Below are 17905 nucleotides of genomic sequence, written 5' to 3'. Positions count from 1 at the left end.
ACAATGAAAAATCCGAGGTTCTATAAGGTGCTATCTGCATGGTTAGCTTTTGCATTGGCGTCGATTTGGTTATTAATGCTTGTGGCAGTACATGGGCTGCTCATATTAGAATCCATTTTCTATTACATTGTGGTCATCTGCACATTAGGCATCATTTTACTGATATACCCATCGATGAGGGAGGGACACGATCAGGCAATGGCGGACTTTGTCCACTACGGTTATGGCTTGCTAGGCTCGGGTGTGGCACTCGCCATCATGATCTTTGCTTTGATTCGCATTTTAAAAGGGAAATGCGGTTCATGGACGCAAGGTCTGCTTGTTTTTGGAGCAGCTCTCCAGCTGATTGTGTTCGAATGGTTCAGTTTACTGACGGCGGTTTTTTACGTGCTCGCCGCGTTTCTTCCGGAACAGAAAACCGCTGCACTTGAGAAGCAGGCTGATGAATCAGTACAATAATGGATAAGGAGGGACGCCGTATGCATTTATCCATTGTTACCGGAGCGTCAAAAGGGCTTGGCGCCGCGATTGCCGAAGGGCTTTTGCAAAAAGGCCATATTGTTCACGCTGTCTCAAGGACCAAGTCTGAAGTCAGTCATGAGAGGCTGATCCGGCATGAGGCTGATCTGACACAGCTCGTCGAAACAGAAAAGTGGTTTCGGCAATTGACAGAATCTGTCCAAGCCCGCGATTTTACTTCGATCACCTTGATCAACAATGCGGGTATGGTGACGCCGATCAAGCGCGCCGGTGAAGCTGAACTGGAAGAGCTGAGGCTGCATTATGACTTGAATTTGTTAGCTCCGGTGATTCTCAGCCAGCTGTTTACCAAATGGCTCAAGCCATACAAAGGTAAAAAATCGATTGTCAATATATCATCAGGTGCGGCCAAAAACCCTTATAAAGGATGGAGCGCCTACTGCAGTTCAAAAGCGGGGCTCGATATGTTCACGAAAACATTCGGCTTTGAACAGGAAGATCAATCTGATCCGGTGAAAATGATTTCTTTCTCACCGGGGATCATGGATACCGGCATGCAAGAGGTAATACGTTCATCATCGAAAAAAGACTTTCATGAAATTGAACGATTCAAAACCTATCAAACAGAAGGAAAGCTGAGAAGCACGCCTTACGTCGCCGGCGTTCTGCTCGATCTGCTTGAGACCGACTTTGAAAACGGCAGAGTGTATGACATTAAAGAGTTTTTGTGAAAAATAAAAAAACAAGCACATCAAATCGATTGTGCTTGTTTTTATTTTATTATGGCGCAGGCTCATATAGCGGAATTTTAAATATGATGTGTCAGATCAATTGAGATTTACATGAAAATATGTTAGGATTCTAAAAATATATAAAGGAGGGGTTTACATGAGAAACGTAACATTAGTGGATGTATTCACCCATCCAATCGCACAAAAATATTTAACACGCTCCGGTGTAGCTCATGCCGTAGCCTGCGCTTACCACGCATACCGCCTGGCGGTGCGAGCGGGAGTAGACCCTGATATCGCGACAAAAGCGGCTTTGCTGCACGATATCGGTCATTATGAATGGTATACCGACGGGGAATGGGATTATGAAAAATACAAGCAAAACGACATTCACGCGATAAAGGGTGCCGAGCGCGCTCACAAGCTTCTGATCCGCCTCGGCGAAGATCGGAAAGCGGCAAAAGAGATTGCTTTGGCGATTTTGCTTCATACGGATTCCTATTTGCCAGAAGGGGACCTCGATAAAAACAAGCTGCAGGAAATCGTCAAAAAAGCGGATGAGCTGGATGAAGAGCCGGGCGGAAACCACCATTACCGCAAAATCGATCATAAGCTGGCGCTTGAAAAGATCAGAAAACTTGACCGCATGGTCGATGAATCTTTATCTCCCATGAAAAGAACGGTTTAATCGGACAAAGGGCTGTTTTCAAACTTCTCCCCTTTGTCATTTACATAAATAGAGCGGATGATCGTCCTGTTAAACGGCGAGTTGTCTGCCGTTTTTCCTGAAAGGTCGATCGTCACCGAATACAAGCCCGCTTTTTTGAATGACAGGCTGTTTTGCAGCGCATTGATGGAAGCTGGTTTCAGCGACTTTTTCTCGGCCTGTTTTCCGTTTTCATAGCGGATAGAACGAACGGACGCCTTAACATTCGCAAGATTTGCCGATTCTCTGGTGACTGCGTTTTTAATTTGCTGGTTCAGAGGAGAATCGAACGTCACAATGAACAAAAACGCCTCTTTTTGTTTGACAGATGATGCGATCTTCCATGTACCTGCTGCCGGATTTTTAATGGCAGCGGAATGGACGAATCCCCCTTCAAAAACATCCGCCGTCTTTGCTTTTGAAAAATCTTTGAGCGGCTTGCCGTGCGGATCTGTCAATTTGATATTTCCCGAGGAATGATTGCTCAGCCAGTGAACGGTTATTTCCTTGACGCCTTTTTCAACAGCGAATTCCTCTTCTCTCAATCCATGATTTTCCCCTCCTCTGATGAAAGGGTACGATAGGTTTTCCTTGATGGCCGCTGTTTCATTTGCATATGCCTGAACCGTCAATAAAGGCATAAATACAGGAAATGTGAGGTTTCCTTTAATAATCGAGAAGTGATCCCACTTCCCTGTATTCAGGTTTGTGGCGTAAGGGAGTCTCGCATTTTTTTCGGTGACGGCTCCGTCATTTTCGCCAAACATGTTTAAATAGACGCCTCCAAAAAATAAAACGCTGCCGAACCCGCCGATTTTATTGCCTGCCAAGGTGAAATATTTGGTTTTCGATCGATTGGGATGATTGTCGGTCTGATCGCGGAACGATTTCATAAACCCTGTTTGGAGAGAGTAAACGGCGTCATTTTTCTGGCCTAAAATATCGGCGAGCCATCCTGCCCAGCTGCTGTAGGCAAGGTCTGCCAGCTGCGAACCGTGATGGGGGGTTCCGAGCGTAATCAAGCGCTCGACATAATGGTATGCGTTGTGATGAATCAGCGCCGACTGACTGTCAATTCCGCCTTTGCTGTAGGAAACGAGAATGACCTTGCGGCCGAAATGCTGGTAGATTTCGCGCAGTTTCGCGGCCAGCATCGCTCCGTTATCCTGCATGTCTTTATCGGGGTGGAGATCGATAAAAGCCGCATCATATCCGTTTTTCCACGCCTGCTCCGCCATGTCATTTTCGTCAAACCAAGCGCTTGAAGAGCCGTTTAATCCATGGACAAATACAATCGGCGGTTTTGCGGGATCAGGATGTTCAACAGGGTCTCCCGCGAACCAGTGGCCCGGATCGCCGCCCCCTCCTTTAAATCCTCCCGCTTTCGATACATGCGGATACACGACCAGCAAAACAAGCATGAGCAGTACCAGTTTTTTCATCGTTGTTCACCTCATGGTTTTGTTGTAAGCGTTTTCATCTTATTTTCTGAAGGTGAACTTTATACCGATATACTGAAAAAAATTTAGAAAATATTCATAAAAGATAGGAATATACACTGAAAGGCCGGATATCCGGCCTTCAATGTTCATGCTTTTCCAGGCTTTAAATGTTTGCGGAAGAACGATTTGACGATGTCAAGGGTATGAGCCTGGGTAAAACCGTTATGTCCGGCCCCGTTTATTTTATACATAAGGGCATCATGGCCCTCTTTTATTAAGGCTTCAAACAATTGGACGCTTTGTTCATAAGGGACGACATCGTCCTGATCCCCGTGCATGATCAGAATGGGGGGCGCGTCCCTGTGAACATAGCTTATCGGACTCGCTTGTTTCGCCTGTTCTCTGTTTTCTTGAACAGGTCCGCCGATCAGCTTGGATTCCGGTGAATTGGGTGAATCATGGTCGAAGATGGACGGATACTTGCTCATGGACAGAAGATCAACCGGGCCGAACCAGTCCGCAACCGCATCGACTTTGCTCGATACATGACGGTATTCGTCCTGGCCTTCAAATTCTTCAATTCCTTCGGTCAATCCAAGCAAAAGAGCCAAATGGCCGCCTGAAGAATCCCCCCAGACTCCCACTCTATCAGGATCGATGTTATAGCGGTCGGCATTTGCTTTTAAAAAGCGGACAGCTGTTTTCACATCATGAAGCTGAGCCGGAAACAGCGCCTCTCCGCTGCCTCTGTATTGAACGCTTGCCACGACATAGCCTTGCTCGACAAATGGAACCAGCTGGGGGATAAAGGCGGATGTATCCTGTTTTGTCCAACCCCATCCGCACCCTTGCAGATAAATAATCAGCGGGTATGTTTCTTGATTGCCTTCCCGGTTAAATAACGCATCCATTGGATTGCGGCGCACCAGCAAATGTAATGTCAAAGAAGTGTCTTTCACTTTTGTGTACTCAATATTCGGTATGAGCTGAATGTAAGAGTTGGTGTTTTGCTCCCAGTTGATTTCTTTTATATGATTCGTCATGTTAAGTCCTCCCTTAATGTGTTGGAAATCCGAATTCGCCTGTGTTGATCACATGGTACCCACCTCCTTTTATTCTGTTGTAACGAACAATATTACAACGAGGCGAAAAAATATAATACCAGACGCTCGTTGTAAGTGTGGTTATTACAACGAGTCGAAAAAAATCATGCCTCATTGAGAAGCATTCTTTTTTTGGATAATCAGATCAGTCAATTCTTTTATAGAAATTTCTTTGAGTATAGTCTCCATGGCTGTTTGCGCTTTTAATAAAATAAGCTCAAGAACCTGGTGGATATTCGCACCGACCCAGCAATCAGGATTAGGATTTTCGTGAGTGTGAAACAGTTCGCCTTCACCGACAACTTCGACGGCTTTATAGACATCATACAAAGAAATGGCGTCGGCATCCCGTAATAAGTGCGCGCCGCCTGTGCCGCGCTTTACTTCAATCAAGCCCGCTTTTTTCAGCAATCTGCTGATTTGGCGGATGATGACCGGATTGGTATTGACGCTGTCAGCGATTTGCTCTGATGTCAAATGGTCGCTTCGGACTTGCATCAAGGATAACATATGTACGGCTATCGTAAATCTGCTGCTGATCTTCATCAAATCACCCTTCCGTTGTAATTATTGTATTTACAACGGGTGAAGCTGTCAATCTTTTTTGCTCAAAAAGGTGTTGAAATGAAACCCTGTCAAAGCTTTTTCGTATGAATGGAAGGAAAACAGTTGACAGACGTTAGTGTGAATAGTAGTTTTTAGATTAATGAAAAAAGCCGGGAGGAAACAAAGCTTGTTTAAATCAAAAACCCATTTTTGGACGCTGCAAATTTTATTGGTTCTTCTTATTATTTATGTGTCGACAAAAGTGTCTTTTCTTTTCGAACCGATCATTGTATTTGCATCGACTTTATTTACACCGATTTTAATCGCGGGAATCTTGTATTTTATATTCAATCCGATCGTGCGGTTTCTTGAAAAAAAGCTGCCGAGAACGCTGTCCATTCTGCTGATCTATTTGGCGTTTGTGGCATTGATCGTGTTTGTGTTGTCATCTGTCGGTCCTGTGTTTACAAAGCAGGTGACCGATTTGTTTAACAGCATTCCGTCCTATGTGAAACAGATCCAGATTTTCATTAAGCAAATGTCGAATTCGCAGTGGTTCACTTGGATAATGAATCAGGATTTCGTGTCGGTTGCCAAAATCGAAAGCTCAATCGGCGAATATCTGACGAGCCTGCCTGAGAATATTACAGGGAGCCTGTCTTCTGTATTCGGTGTTGTGACCAACATTGCGCTCACGGCTGTTACCGTGCCGTTCATCCTGTTTTATATGCTGAAGGACGGCCACCGTTTCCCGAATTTGGCTGTTAAGATTCTGCCTGACAAGTACAAAAATGAAGGACTGAAAATTTTTAAGGATTTGTATGAGACGCTGGCGGCTTACATTCAAGGACAGTTGATCGTTTGTATGTTTGTCGGAACGGCGTGCTTCATCGGTTTTTGGATCGCCGGTGTGAAATACGCGCTGATTCTCGGCATGATTATTGCCGTGACGAATATTATTCCATATGTCGGACCGTTTCTTGGAGCGACACCGGCTGTCATTATCGCTTTTCTCGACTCGCCGACGAAAGCATTCATCGCGCTGATCATCGTCGTTGCCGTTCAGCAGACAGACGGAAATCTGCTGTCGCCGCTGATTATCGGCCGCCGTCTGAATACGCATCCGCTGACGATCATCCTTTTATTAATCGGCGCCGGAAGCTTCGGAGGTATTCTCGGCATGATCCTGGCCGTTCCGGCTTATGCCCTGCTCAAGGCTTTTACATTGAATATCGTCCGCCTTGTCCGTTTAAGGCAGAGGTATAAAAAAGAAACGGCGGAAAATGCTGAAGTCTGAACGTTTTGCCCATTTTCACATATGATGCTAATAAATTGAATGGCGGAGGTGTGAAGATGCCGGCGATCGTCGGACCGATTTTTATCAGGCAAGTCGTTGATGACAGCGCAGCCTTCTTTGGAGATGTGTTTGCCATTTCCCCGAAGTGCACGGATGTTTCCGGAGGAGGAGCGGGTACATTTTTAACAGGGGACTACGGTTTGATTCAAAACAATAGCAATAAAACATCCTTCACAGATGCGGATGTGATCGACGGTTTCAAGTCATTGAACCTGTGACAGCCTCTTTTAAAGAGGCTGTTTCTTTTTTATAGTATAATGGGAAAAAAGATAGATAAGGCAGGTGACAAAGATGAAAATCAGGAAGGCAAACATCTTGAACAAAGATCAGATGATCACAGACGTTTACCTCCATGAAAATAAAAAGGAATTTCATACGCTTGTGGCTGTGCCGCAACTGGAGTGGAGTAAGCTGATTTCTTATGAGGAAGAAAAAGCAGAGCTCGCCGAAAAGCTTGACCGGTCATTGTCGAAAGTGGCTGAAGCGGATGCGGCCGAGGAGCTGTCCAAAAAGATTGTACAATGGGTGACCGAAATGTAGCCCGGGCTCATGCCCGCTGTTTTCATGGGCATACTGATAAAAAAACGCAGCTTAAAACAAGCTGCCAGCAAGATAAACTGGAGGGTCTAAGACGTGAGCGACCAATCAATGGATCAATATTTACAGCAGGGAATGTATGGACCACGCGAAACGAAGCCGGATGAACGCAGACTGTTTTTAGGCTCGCTGAGGGAACGGGTTATCATCGCATTGACGAAAGGACAAGTGCTGCGTCCGCAGGCATACCGCGAAGTCATCGATGCGCTTGGCTCAAAAGCGGATGCGACATTATTGCTGAACGGTGAAATCGACTACTCTCATTTATCTCCTTACATCAAGGAGTCCAATAAACAAGGTGTTTCTTTTTCCATCGTGTCCGACCAGCAATCGGATACTCCCCTTGGACTTGTCCTCGCAGCGCGCGAGGCTGTAGAGAAAGAATCGATTTATGTTCAGGACGACATCTTTGAGCAGTCGGTTTTAAACAAGAGATGAGGCACGGGTTTTCGCACGCGTCTTCCACAGGGCGTGCGAAAACCCGCGGTTTTTGTTTTTTTCTGAAAAAGAAAAAACCCGCTGCTGGCGCGGCTTTGCAGCCATATCCGCTTGATTCGCCATTCACTTGTCCGTTTAGATAAGTTATAATGTTACCTATCATACAAAAGGCGGGGAGGGCGGCAATGAAAAAAGCTCTTATATGTATAGATTATACAAATGACTTTGTCGCAGCTGACGGAAAGCTGACGTGCGGAGAACCAGGCCGGGAAATCGAAGACGCCGTGACGCGTCTCGCGGAAACGTTTATTCAAAACGGCGATTACGTCGTATTTGCAGTCGATTCACACGAGGCCGGCGATTCGCATCATCCGGAAACCCGTTTGTTTCCTCCACATAATATAAAAGGTACATCAGGACAGGATTTATACGGAAAGCTTGAAGCGCTTTATCGAAAACACGAACATGACCAGAATGTCTATTACATGGAAAAAACAAGGTACTCTGCTTTTGCCGGGACAAACCTCGAGCTGAAGCTTCGTGAAAGGGATATTAAAGAACTGCACCTCGTTGGCGTATGCACAGATATATGCGTGCTCCATACCGCAGTAGACGCTTATAATAAAGGGTTTAATCTTGTCATTCATCAAAACGCAGTGGCTAGCTTTAACCCGGACGGGCACGACTGGGCTCTTTCTCATTTTGCAAACACCCTGGGAGCCTCAGTGTCAGATTGAGGAAGGAGAAATGAAGGTTGGAACACCGTTTTACAGACGACAGTCTAGCACTACACACAGACCTATATCAAATTAATATGGCGGAAACGTATTGGCGCGACGGCATTGATCAAAAGAAAGCCGTTTTTGAACTGTTTTTCAGAAAGCTCCCTTTTGACAGCGGTTTTGCCGTTTTTGCCGGTCTTGAAAAAGCGATTGAGTTTTTGCGGGATTTCAGATTTACTGAAAGCGATTTAGTTTATTTAAAAGAAGAGCTGGGCTTCAAAGATGACTTTCTCAGCTTTTTAAAAGATATGAGATTCACCGGTTCGCTTTATTCCATGCAGGAAGGCGAAATCGTGTTTGGAAACGAACCGATCATGAGAATCGAAGCGCCTTTGGCCGAAGCGCAGCTGATTGAAACGGCTCTGCTCAACATTGTGAATTACCAAACATTGATCGCGACAAAAGCCGCGAGAATCAAAAGTGTGATCGGAGATGAGACGGCGCTCGAATTTGGAACAAGGCGCGCGCATGAAATGGACGCGGCGATGTGGGGAGCAAGGGCCGCGATTATCGGCGGGTTCGATGCGACAAGCAATGTCCGCGCCGGCAAGCGTTTTGACATTCCGGTATCGGGCACGCACGCCCATGCGCTTGTTCAAGCCTACCGCGACGAATACACGGCATTTAAAAAATATGCGGAAACCCATAAAAAATGTGTCTTTTTGGTCGATACATATGATACGGTGCGTTCCGGCATTCCAAATGCAATCAAAGTGGCGAAGGAATTCGGTGATCAAATTGAATTTTCAGGAATCCGCCTGGACAGCGGAGACCTCGCCTATTTGTCCAAGAAAGCGAGAGCCATGCTGGATGAAGCCGGATTTACAGATACAAAAGTCGTCGCCTCAAGCGATCTTGATGAGTATACGATTATGAACCTGAAAGCCCAGGGCGCAAAAATCGACGTCTGGGGCGTCGGCACAAAGCTGATTACCGCTTATGATCAGCCGGCTCTCGGCGCGGTTTACAAACTCGTTTCCATCGAAGAAGACGGAAAGATGGCAGACACGATTAAAATTTCTTCGAATCCGGAAAAAGTGACGACTCCAGGCTTGAAAAAGGTGTACAGAATCATCAATCAGCTGAACCATCATTCAGAAGGCGATTATATCGCTTTGGACTATGAAAAGGTCAATGAACAGGAGCGGCTGAAGATGTTTCACCCCGTTCATACGTTTATCAGCAAGTTTGTGACGAATTTTGATGCGAAAGACCTTCACCAGCCGATCTTTGAAAAAGGCGAGCTTGTTTATGAGAATCCGAGCATTCAGGATATTAAGCGGTATGTTCAAGAAAATCTCAGTTTGCTTTGGGAAGAGTATAAGCGGATCAGCAAGCCCGAAGAATATCCTGTCGATTTAAGCGAAGCTTGCTGGAACAACAAGATGCAGCAAATTCACGAAGCAAAAATCAAGGCGAAAAAAGGTCTGGATCAAGGTTGACTCTGTAAACGATAGTTTTTAATATAACTGGGGATTGAAACAGATAATTTCTTCGGGGATTATCTGTTTTTCAATATTAAGTTCAATATTTGGGCGGATTTTTTAAGCGGACGGGATTTGCTCATTTAATTGATATACTTAAAAGCGAAGGCACCTCAGTCGCTAGGGGGAAAAAGAATGAGGGTATTCGTTGCCAGACAGCCAATATTCAACAGAAAAGAACAAGTTGTCGCATACGAGCTTTTATACAGAGAAAGCGAGAAAAACTTTTTTTCCGGTATTGACGGTGATCAAGCGACAACAGAATTGATGATTAACAGCTTTTTAAACATTGGAATCGATAAATTGACAGAAGGCAAAAGGTATTACGTGAATTTTACCGAAGGTCTTTTGGCATCAGGGCTGCCGACTTATTTTGATCCGGACCAGCTCGTTGTAGAAATCCTTGAAGATGTGCCGATCACCCCTGAGCTTATCGAAAGGTGCAGGCATTTGAAAAGCCTCGGCTACACGATTGCCCTTGATGATTTTTGTTTAAAACATCGCGTGGAGAGGGACTTGCTCCATCAGCTTTTGGCATCCATTGATATTTTGAAGATCGATTTTTTCAAAACGACGCGGCAGGAAAGACAGAGCATCCTTCGATCATGCCGGAACCACCGTCTGACGTTTCTCGCTGAAAAAGTGGAGACGCGAAAGGATTATGAGCAGGCGGCAAAAGACGGATTTCAACTGTTTCAAGGCTATTTCTTCAGCGAGCCCGCTGTGATTGACGGTCAGGACATTACATATCATTTCCATGCTTACTATGAGCTGCTGCATGAATTAAGCGAAGATCAGCCTGATATTGAAAACGTCACAAATATTATAGAACGCGATTTGTCGCTTTCCTACCAGCTGCTGAAGCTGTTGAACTCTCCGGCCAACCGGCCGATTCAAAAGATTAAAAGCATCCGCCAGGCTATCGTGCTTCTCGGATTTAAAGAAATCAAAAGGTGGATCTTCATCCTCTCATTTAAGGATTTAACGAAAAAACAAAACTCCAGCAAGAACGAAGTCGTCAAGATTTCGCTGATCCGCGCGAAGCTTTGCGAATTGCTGGCGAAAAAAACGAATCGCCCTCAGCCGGCTTCTTATATGCTGACAGGCATGTTTTCATTTATCGATACACTGCTTCACAAAGAACTGGCGGAAGTCATCAGCGAACTGCCGCTGACGGACGAAGTAGGACAAGCACTGCTCGGCAAAGAAAACGATTATCGAAAAATCTTACGGCTTGCAAAATCGATCGAGCGAAACGAATGGGAAGACAGCACGCCAGAAACAGAAGGCTTAACAAAAGATGAAGCGTATCAATGCTATCTTGAAGCCGTTGATTGGTGTCAAAAACTTTTATAAAAAAATTCCGGCTCCTTTTTAGGGACCGGAATTTTTTTTGCGCTAAGACCAACGCAGGAGGAGGAATATTCTGCTGCGGGGGCTGATAAGCATGATGCGGATGCCGTCGGGATCGAAAGAGGCATCAAGCTGGCTGCGGACGCCAGTTTGTCTGAGCAGGGCAAGGACGGTATTTTTTTGGTTGCTTTGGGCAGCCGTCATGATTTGGTGAGCCAAAGCACGCGATGCTGAAAGCCTGCTTAAAATTCTTTGTCCGTCAGCCATCAAGCCCTCCGCTTCTTTTGCCGAACGCGAAAAGGCGCTGGCTTCAACTTCCGGATAGACCTGCCGGCAGCGGATATGTTGGTATGGATGCATCCAAAAGCAATGAGAAGGAAGCAATATGAACACCTCGTTTCAATTTTTACGGGTCAAATTGCGGTTTTTGCGGTGTAAGGCGAAGGGTCGGTTTTTTTTAAGGGCCGAAATGCGTGTCGGTCTATTGCGTGTTTTTCGGTGGTGCATACCCGATCTGCGTTCCTTGAACAATCAAGTTTTTCTATTCCCCGCTAGTTATTACTTTAGACTCAATGTCGCAAAACGAACAAAAAATAACTGAACTTGCGGTGCTAAAGGGGTTTATTAGTGATCTTTATTTGATCCCTTTAAAAACAAACTAAAATTTTATGTTTCATTAGGAATTGAGAACTAATCGCAAGTCGTGTAGAATGGGTGTTATGGTCTATTTAAAGTTTGCGGTGTAACGCATGAATTTATATGCAACTTTTCGGTGAAAAAGAGACCAATTCCCTTTAAACTTGTATTAACAGATCAAATACCTATGACTCGTTCACTATACACAAATTGATTGATCTTCCAAAAGGAGTGTGGAATCGGTGGAAAAGCAACAAATTGAAGAATTAAAACAACTGCTTTGGCGGCTAGAGAATGAAATCAGAGAAACAAAGGACTCCTTGCGCAAGATTAACAAAAGCATTGATCAATACGATAAGTACACATATCTAAAAACCTCGTAAAAAGACTTGTTTCAGACAAGTCTTTTTTTTTTGCGAACAAATCCAAAAAAAGGATATATTATTATATAATTGTTAAATAAAAAAATTGCTCTGTCAATCGGGAATTTGATTTAGTAAAATATTAAGAAAGGAGGGAGCACCATCTCTAAGCTTTTTTGTCTAGATCACAGTAAAATCAAGCAAAGAATGAATCATTTTATAGACGTTGAGATTCCCAACGCGGACTTAAATCGGACGCTGCACGCTTTTCTAGATGCAAAGGACCAGTTGCATTTCAGCGAGCTTGCTTTTTATCATTACCAAAGTTTCGGCGGCACGGACGCTGATGCGGCGGAAACGCTTGGAGCGGGCATAGAACTTTTGATTCTTGCGTTTGATATATTCGATGATTTAGAGGATGAAGACAGCCCCGATGAACCTTGGATGAAAATAAACCGTTCAGTCGCAATGAATGCGGCGACTGCGCTTTATACAATAAGCATTAAAGTGATCAGTTCGGTGTCGAAAGAACCGGTGTTTTTTGAAAAACTGATGGAATATATACTTCAATCGATGCAGGGACAGCATGACGATCTCAGCAACCGGCCTGCCACTGAAGATGAATGCCTTGACATGATCAAGCGTAAGTCCGGGGCGCTGACGGCTCTGCCATGCGTGCTTGGGGCGATGCTTGCCACGGGCAAATTTGACCCGGCGGTGGAGAAGTACGCATATCAGCTGGGCATTGCTTCACAAATCGAAAATGATTATAAAGCACTTTTTTATGATTCAAAAAGCGATATCGCCAAGAAAAAGCGGACGCTTGCGTACTTATATTTGTCAAGAAAATTTAACCAGCCATCGATTGATTTGTTAAAAACATTTGAAACTGAGGATAAAATTGCCGATAAAGAAATAAAATGCTATAAAGAGAAATTGAAAGCAGCAGGCGTCACTCAGTATATGTATGTTATGAATCAGCTCGCTATTCAGAAATTTAAAAAGGGAATTGGGGAGCTGCAGTTGGGGGATATGGAGAAAGAACGTTTGATGTCTGCGCTTTTAAACGAGTCTTTACGAGGAGAGTATTATGCAGGAGATCGTGAGTTTTTTGGTTGAACACCCGGAAGTGTTGGAACAGGTTATTGCTGGCAAAGCCAGTCTTATAGGTGTTGATAAAGACCAAGTTTTCAGTTTAATTGAAGGTTTTAAAAGAATTGAAGCAGGTTGGGGTCCTTACCCTAATTTATGGTTCAAATAATGAATAGTAGGGATTTCTAAATGAAGTCATATTATAACAAGGTTTCACTAGTTCTCATATTGTTAAGTTTTATTTATGTTCTCTATGTTTGCTATCTTAGTTTTAATAATAATCTAGTTGGGTTAAAGGTGAAAAATCTTGATGAATACAGTCTTGAAGTTGTGGAAGTGAAAAAACACACTTTAGCCGCTGATTATGCAGAATTAAAAGAAGGAGATATCATTCATAGAATAAATGGGCAGCAGGTTCCATTTAAAAAAGATAAGGAATATACATTGTCAAACGTTTTAACGTTAACAATTGAAAGAAATGGGAAAGTATTTGAGAATGATTCTCTGATATATTTGGATTTAGTCAGTTATGACAGTTTTTTTATATTTATCATTCCGTTGATCTTTTACTTTTTATGTTTAATTTGTGTGTATTTTATTTTTAAAGTAAACAAATCTAAAAATCTTTTCTCAGCATTTTTATTAGTCCTATTTCTGCTTATTACTTCTATAGCTTATGTTAGTGCAGGCGCAGTTGCAAGAGGTGACACTTTCAGTAGATTTGTAAATATACTTACTTTTTTAGCTGTTCCAACTAGCTACTTACATTTTATTTATCGATACTTTAAAGAGATAGGGAAAACATTTTTCAGTAATAAAGTTTTTTTACTTTATTTAATACCATTTATAAACCTCATACTTGAAGCTGGTTTATACTTATTTGAATTTGAGGGAAGTATTCTAAAAAGCATTAACTTATTGTCGTTCTTTATTTCGACGGTCATTGTTTTTATTCTGATTACATATGCCTTAATTAAATTCAAGTATTCTCAACAGTCCTACTTATTGAAAATATTAATGTTGATGAACTTCATTGCATTGGTACCTTTTTTGTTTTTCTATGTACTTCCTATGCTGGTCTTTGGCGATTATATTTTCTCGGCCATTGTTGTGTCCCCGTTTCTGTTGCTGATTCCTTTATCTTTGGTATATCAATTTATGTCTAATAAAATATATGATATTGAATTTTTAATTGGTCGATTGAAATATTATAGTTTTTTAGCGATAATTCCAACTTCTTTAATTATTACTATTTTAGCCATTGTTAAGCATCAAGAAGGAGAATTTTTCACAGTACAGGTTACAATCTTTACATATCTTATCATGGTAGGCGTTTTCTATTTAAAAGAAATTATTGATTTTCGCTTTCGGCTAAAGCGCTTTTCAGAAAAATTTAACTACCAGGATAGTATTTTTAAATTTACTCAAACCATTCGAACATTTACGTCTTTAAATCAAGTTTTAATGGAGTTAAAACAAATCGTTTTGGACGTGCTTCTTGTTAATAATATTTATATGCTCAAAGTAAAAAACGATGGATCGGTATCGATGCTAGAGAATGATGCAGAAGAAAAACCGTGGATCCCGTACGAACAAGAAGTAACCAAGGTCATCACCGACATCGGTAAAATCGTCGAAGTCGACCGCGGATTTTTGATTAAGATCGGTGAACGGGGCGGGACTTCTTATGTCATGCTGTGTTTGTCGGTTTTAAATACGCCTAGGCTGACGCGCGATGAGATTTCGTGGCTTGAGACGCTGGCGTTTTATACGAGTGTTTCCCTGGAAAACGTCTTGAAAATCGGCGAGCTGATGGAGCATCTGGAACATGTGAAAAAAGAAGGGCCGAATCCGGCGTGGCTGAATAAATTGATGTTTGCGATTGAAGAGAAGCAGAGATCTGATTTGGCCCGTGATCTTCATGATTCTGTGCTGCAGGACATGATTTCCTTGAAGCATCAAAGCGAGATGTTTCTGGCTGATTTTGAAAAAGATAAAGTCTGTACGAATCAAATCAGGCAAAGGCTCATCAATATGAATGAGCAAATGTCCACCGTCATCCAGACGACAAGGGAAACGTGTCAGGAGCTGAGGCCGCAGCTGTTGTACGATCTCGGACTGGTCAAAGCCCTTTCGAAACTGGCGGCACAGCATCAGGAGTCCTCATCGATCGATAAGATCCGCCTCAATACGGAAAGGTTCTCAAAGGTGCTCGACCTGGACACGCAGCTGAATTTGTACAGAATTGTGCAGGAGCTTTTAAGCAATGCGGTTAAACACTCGAAAGCTAATGAGGTTTTGATTATGCTTGTCTGCATAAAAGAAAAAGTTGTTCTTCATTATGAAGATGACGGCATCGGTTTTGATCCGGACAAGCTTTATCAAAACAGCGCAAGCATGGGGCTGTCGGGCATTCGCGAGCGAGTCCGCGCGCTGAACGGCAGTCTGGATATACAGACAGCAGAAGGGAAAGGCTTCAGGGTCGCCATTGAAATGGAATTGTAATGTTTAGTTAACATTTTTGCTTGGCATCCGCCAAGTTTTTTCTATAAAATGGTGATAGGGCAAGGTTACGCAAAAGGGAGGAAATTATGAGAAGATTACTTGTGATCGATGATCATCCGGCTGTCATGGAGGGGACGAAGGCAATTCTTGAAACGAACCAGGACTTTGTTGTCGATTGCCTCAGCCCTGAAGCCAGCGAACAATTTCTCAAGAAGCATGATTTTTCTGCGTATGACCTGATCTTAATGGATTTAAATTTGGGTGAAATCAACGGCATGGACCTATCTAAGAAAATCCTTGAGACGTGTTCATCATGCAAAATTATCGTTTACACAGGCTATGAAGTCGAAGATTATTTTGAAGAGGCGATTCGTTCCGGCATGCACGGCGCCATCAGCAAAACGGAATCGAAGGAAAAGATTATAGAGTACATATATCAGGTACTGGATAATAAAATTGTCGTCGATTATGATTATTTCAAGCAGCTGATAACACAGCAAAAATCGAAGTCAAACAGCCAGCAGACCCAGCACGATCTTTTGACTGAAAGGGAATGCCTGATCTTAAAAGAAGTCGAAAAAGGCTATACAAATCAGGAAATCGCTGATGCGCTTCATTTAAGCAAGCGGTCGATCGAATACAGTCTGACTTCCGTATTCAGCAAACTGAATGTAGGATCACGGACAGAGGCTGTTTTAATCGCGAAATCTGAAGGCGTACTTTGATGAAGGGACGATTGTGATGGAAACGAAACATACACTTCTTGAAGCGTTGGGAATCGAGTTGAAGGAATGCAGCAAAGAGCGGTGTGTTGCGGTCATGCCTGTCGACGAAAGAACGCGTCAGCCATTCGGTTATCTGCATGGAGGTGCGTCCGTTGCGCTTGCTGAAACGGTGGCAAGTATCGGGGCATATCAGCATATCGATCCAAAAGAGCAGGCATGCTTCGGGCTTGAGATCAACGCCAACCATATTAAATCGGTGAAAGACGGAACGGTTAAAGCGGTCGCAACGCCTCTGCATGTAGGCAAATCAACAATGGTGTTTCAAATTGAAATACGCGATGAGCAAGACAGCCTGATTTGCACGTCCAGGTGCACGATGGCGGTCATCAGCCGCCCTTCATCGTAAACCAAAAAAACTCGCCTTTTAGGGCGAGTTTTCTTTTTATAAATAGGAATCTTCCTTCTTTTTAATCAGAAAATTTCTGTTGCCTTCATAATCGTCCTGTACGCTTTTCTTTTCCATTTTTACGCCGGTGTTATAGGCGGCCCTTGCGATCAGGTGGGCGCCTACAGGAGACGTCAGAAATACAAAGACGATACCGAGCAGCACTTTGGCCGTAATGAAGCCGTGCAGAAACCAGAAGTAAAAGAATACGCCGAGCAGCACGCTGATGATCCCCAATGTCGCTCCTTTAGAAGCGGCGTGGATTCTTGAGTATACGTCAGGCAGCCGCAGCGTTCCAAAGGAAGCGGCTAACGATATCAGTGCGCCAAGAAGGACCAAGACGGCGATAAGCAATTTAGCGGCTTCGATCATTTTCGATAATCTCTCCTTTCTCAAGGAATTTAGAAAATGCGACGGTGCCGATAAAGGCCAGAATACCGATCAAGAGGATGACCTCCAAATATGCTGTCGTATTTAACAAGATGGACACGAGAGCCGTAATTCCGATCAGGTTGATGCCGATCGCATCAAGCGCCACCACTCTGTCCGGGATGCTCGGCCCTTTAATGACCCTCAGGACATACAGAAAAGTGGAGACCGCCAAAATGCCGAGTGACAATTGCAAAATAAATTCAAACATCAGCGGCTTACCTCCTTAATGGCCTCTTCAAACGAAATGCGGATATCACTGATGGCTTTCTCAGCATCATCGATATCGACCGCATGAATATAAAGAATCGAACGGTCATCAGAGATATCAACAACCAATGTGCCCGGTGTCAGCGTAATCAGGTTCGCCAATGTCGTGATTTCCCAGTCCGCTTTAAGGTCTGTCTTGAAGGCGAAGATGCCGGGCTTATTTTTTAACCTTGGGGATAAGATCGTCTTTAATACGCTGACGTTTGCGAGAACGAGCTCTTTAATAAAAATAAACAGCAGTTTAATGATCGCCCAAATGTTAATTAAGTAAAAGCGGCGGCGGAAAAAACGCCTCATCAGAAAGAGCGAGAATAATCCGATCACATAACCGACGACAAGCCCGGCAGCAGTGTAGTCATTGTTCAGAAACATCCAGCACAACGCAAGAATAAAGTTCAACAATATTTGTAATGCCATGCGAT

General features: G+C 43.6%; 23 protein-coding genes. 16 read left to right on the top strand and 7 right to left on the bottom strand.

Features of this window, described 5'->3' with window-relative positions; translation table 11 throughout:
• Window positions 1-3 precede the first annotated feature (3 nt).
• The 3 genes from MHH76_RS17015 to MHH76_RS17005 all read left to right on the top strand — a co-directional run bounded on the left by MHH76_RS17015 (window position 4) and on the right by MHH76_RS17005 (window position 1899).
• Entirely contained in the window at window positions 4-459 is a 456-nt protein-coding gene (locus MHH76_RS17015; protein ID WP_023856164.1) for a hypothetical protein, read from the top strand.
• Between the two features lie 20 nt (window positions 460-479).
• A complete protein-coding gene (locus MHH76_RS17010) occupies window positions 480-1211 on the top strand; it encodes a (S)-benzoin forming benzil reductase (protein WP_020452804.1) in 732 nt (243 codons plus the stop codon).
• Window positions 1212-1368: 157 nt separating this feature from the next.
• Window positions 1369-1899, top strand: a complete 531-nt coding sequence (locus tag MHH76_RS17005; protein ID WP_020452803.1) for an HD domain-containing protein — start codon at window positions 1369-1371, stop codon at window positions 1897-1899.
• Here the strand turns inward: MHH76_RS17005 and MHH76_RS17000 are convergent.
• The 3 genes from MHH76_RS17000 to MHH76_RS16990 form a co-directional block, all read right to left on the bottom strand.
• Window positions 1896-3359, bottom strand: coding sequence for a hypothetical protein (locus MHH76_RS17000; RefSeq protein WP_043054455.1), 1464 nt, complete (start codon window positions 3357-3359; stop codon window positions 1896-1898). The genes MHH76_RS17005 and MHH76_RS17000 overlap by 4 nt on opposite strands.
• 146 nt (window positions 3360-3505) lie before the next feature.
• Window positions 3506-4402 (bottom strand): alpha/beta hydrolase, encoded by an 897-nt coding sequence (locus tag MHH76_RS16995; protein ID WP_035337600.1) that lies wholly within the window; start codon window positions 4400-4402, stop codon window positions 3506-3508.
• A 171-nt stretch (window positions 4403-4573) separates the two neighbouring features.
• Window positions 4574-5008: an Rrf2 family transcriptional regulator gene (locus MHH76_RS16990; RefSeq protein WP_026580057.1), complete on the bottom strand. Its 435-nt coding sequence runs from the start codon at window positions 5006-5008 to the stop codon at window positions 4574-4576.
• A 187-nt stretch (window positions 5009-5195) separates the two neighbouring features.
• Here MHH76_RS16990 and MHH76_RS16985 point away from each other — a divergent pair, with 187 nt between their 5' ends.
• The 7 genes from MHH76_RS16985 to MHH76_RS16955 all read left to right on the top strand — a co-directional run bounded on the left by MHH76_RS16985 (window position 5196) and on the right by MHH76_RS16955 (window position 11022).
• Window positions 5196-6305: an AI-2E family transporter gene (locus tag MHH76_RS16985; RefSeq protein WP_043054454.1), complete on the top strand. Its 1110-nt coding sequence runs from the start codon at window positions 5196-5198 to the stop codon at window positions 6303-6305.
• A gap of 56 nt (window positions 6306-6361) precedes the next feature.
• On the top strand, window positions 6362-6583 hold the full coding sequence (locus tag MHH76_RS16980) for a spore germination protein (protein ID WP_020452798.1): 222 nt from the start codon (window positions 6362-6364) through the stop codon (window positions 6581-6583).
• A 73-nt stretch (window positions 6584-6656) separates the two neighbouring features.
• A complete protein-coding gene (locus MHH76_RS16975) occupies window positions 6657-6905 on the top strand; it encodes a YueH family protein (RefSeq protein WP_020452797.1) in 249 nt (82 codons plus the stop codon).
• Window positions 6906-6998: 93 nt separating this feature from the next.
• The gene (locus MHH76_RS16970) at window positions 6999-7400 is read left to right on the top strand and encodes a YueI family protein (protein ID WP_026580054.1); all 402 of its coding nucleotides are present in this window, start codon (window positions 6999-7001) and stop codon (window positions 7398-7400) included.
• 185 nt (window positions 7401-7585) lie between these two features.
• Window positions 7586-8137, top strand: coding sequence for an isochorismatase family cysteine hydrolase (locus MHH76_RS16965; RefSeq protein ID WP_020452795.1), 552 nt, complete (start codon window positions 7586-7588; stop codon window positions 8135-8137).
• Between the two features lie 17 nt (window positions 8138-8154).
• A complete protein-coding gene (locus MHH76_RS16960) occupies window positions 8155-9624 on the top strand; it encodes a nicotinate phosphoribosyltransferase (protein ID WP_023856157.1) in 1470 nt (489 codons plus the stop codon).
• Window positions 9625-9801: 177 nt separating this feature from the next.
• Window positions 9802-11022, top strand: coding sequence for an HDOD domain-containing protein (locus tag MHH76_RS16955; protein ID WP_035337594.1), 1221 nt, complete (start codon window positions 9802-9804; stop codon window positions 11020-11022).
• Between the two features lie 42 nt (window positions 11023-11064).
• Here the strand turns inward: MHH76_RS16955 and MHH76_RS16950 are convergent, their stop codons facing one another.
• On the bottom strand, window positions 11065-11412 hold the full coding sequence (locus MHH76_RS16950) for a hypothetical protein (RefSeq protein WP_223254849.1): 348 nt from the start codon (window positions 11410-11412) through the stop codon (window positions 11065-11067).
• Between the two features lie 485 nt (window positions 11413-11897).
• On the opposite strand from MHH76_RS16950, the gene degQ reads away from it, so the two are divergent.
• The 6 genes from degQ (at window position 11898) to MHH76_RS16920 (ending at window position 16745) form a co-directional block, all read left to right on the top strand.
• Window positions 11898-12038 carry a degradation enzyme regulation protein DegQ gene (gene degQ / locus MHH76_RS16945; protein ID WP_003184860.1) on the top strand — a complete coding sequence of 47 codons (141 nt, stop codon included), beginning with the start codon at window positions 11898-11900 and terminating at the stop codon, window positions 12036-12038.
• A 186-nt stretch (window positions 12039-12224) separates the two neighbouring features.
• Window positions 12225-13136, top strand: coding sequence for a polyprenyl synthetase family protein (locus MHH76_RS16940; protein WP_035337591.1), 912 nt, complete (start codon window positions 12225-12227; stop codon window positions 13134-13136).
• Window positions 13108-13278 carry a competence pheromone ComX gene (comX, locus tag MHH76_RS16935; protein ID WP_020452790.1) on the top strand — a complete coding sequence of 57 codons (171 nt, stop codon included), beginning with the start codon at window positions 13108-13110 and terminating at the stop codon, window positions 13276-13278. The genes MHH76_RS16940 and comX overlap by 29 nt, the downstream gene beginning before the upstream one ends.
• Window positions 13279-13298: 20 nt before the next feature.
• A complete protein-coding gene (locus MHH76_RS16930) occupies window positions 13299-15614 on the top strand; it encodes an ATP-binding protein (protein ID WP_020452789.1) in 2316 nt (771 codons plus the stop codon).
• An 86-nt stretch (window positions 15615-15700) separates the two neighbouring features.
• Window positions 15701-16339, top strand: a complete 639-nt coding sequence (locus MHH76_RS16925; protein WP_003184849.1) for a response regulator transcription factor — start codon at window positions 15701-15703, stop codon at window positions 16337-16339.
• A 16-nt stretch (window positions 16340-16355) separates the two neighbouring features.
• Window positions 16356-16745 carry a hotdog fold thioesterase gene (locus tag MHH76_RS16920; RefSeq protein WP_009329508.1) on the top strand — a complete coding sequence of 130 codons (390 nt, stop codon included), beginning with the start codon at window positions 16356-16358 and terminating at the stop codon, window positions 16743-16745.
• A gap of 36 nt (window positions 16746-16781) precedes the next feature.
• Here MHH76_RS16920 and mnhG read toward each other — a convergent pair whose 3' ends face one another.
• From mnhG to MHH76_RS16905, 3 genes are read right to left on the bottom strand one after another with little or no spacing between them, the layout of a single operon-like run.
• Window positions 16782-17156: a monovalent cation/H(+) antiporter subunit G gene (gene mnhG / locus MHH76_RS16915; RefSeq protein WP_023856153.1), complete on the bottom strand. Its 375-nt coding sequence runs from the start codon at window positions 17154-17156 to the stop codon at window positions 16782-16784.
• Complete coding sequence (locus MHH76_RS16910; protein WP_003184842.1) at window positions 17140-17424, bottom strand: Na(+)/H(+) antiporter subunit F1; 285 nt, start codon at window positions 17422-17424, stop codon at window positions 17140-17142. Before MHH76_RS16910 ends, mnhG begins: the two co-directional genes overlap by 17 nt.
• The gene (locus MHH76_RS16905) at window positions 17424-17900 is read right to left on the bottom strand and encodes a Na+/H+ antiporter subunit E (protein ID WP_020452787.1); all 477 of its coding nucleotides are present in this window, start codon (window positions 17898-17900) and stop codon (window positions 17424-17426) included. Before MHH76_RS16905 ends, MHH76_RS16910 begins: the two co-directional genes overlap by 1 nt.
• Window positions 17901-17905 lie beyond the last annotated feature (5 nt).

It is taken from the genome of Bacillus sp. FSL L8-0193 (assembly GCF_037976065.1).
GTDB classification, from domain to species: domain Bacteria; phylum Bacillota; class Bacilli; order Bacillales; family Bacillaceae; genus Bacillus; species Bacillus paralicheniformis.
Note: the sequence above shows the minus strand (reverse complement) of the source record. Positions and strands in the feature narration are given on the sequence as shown.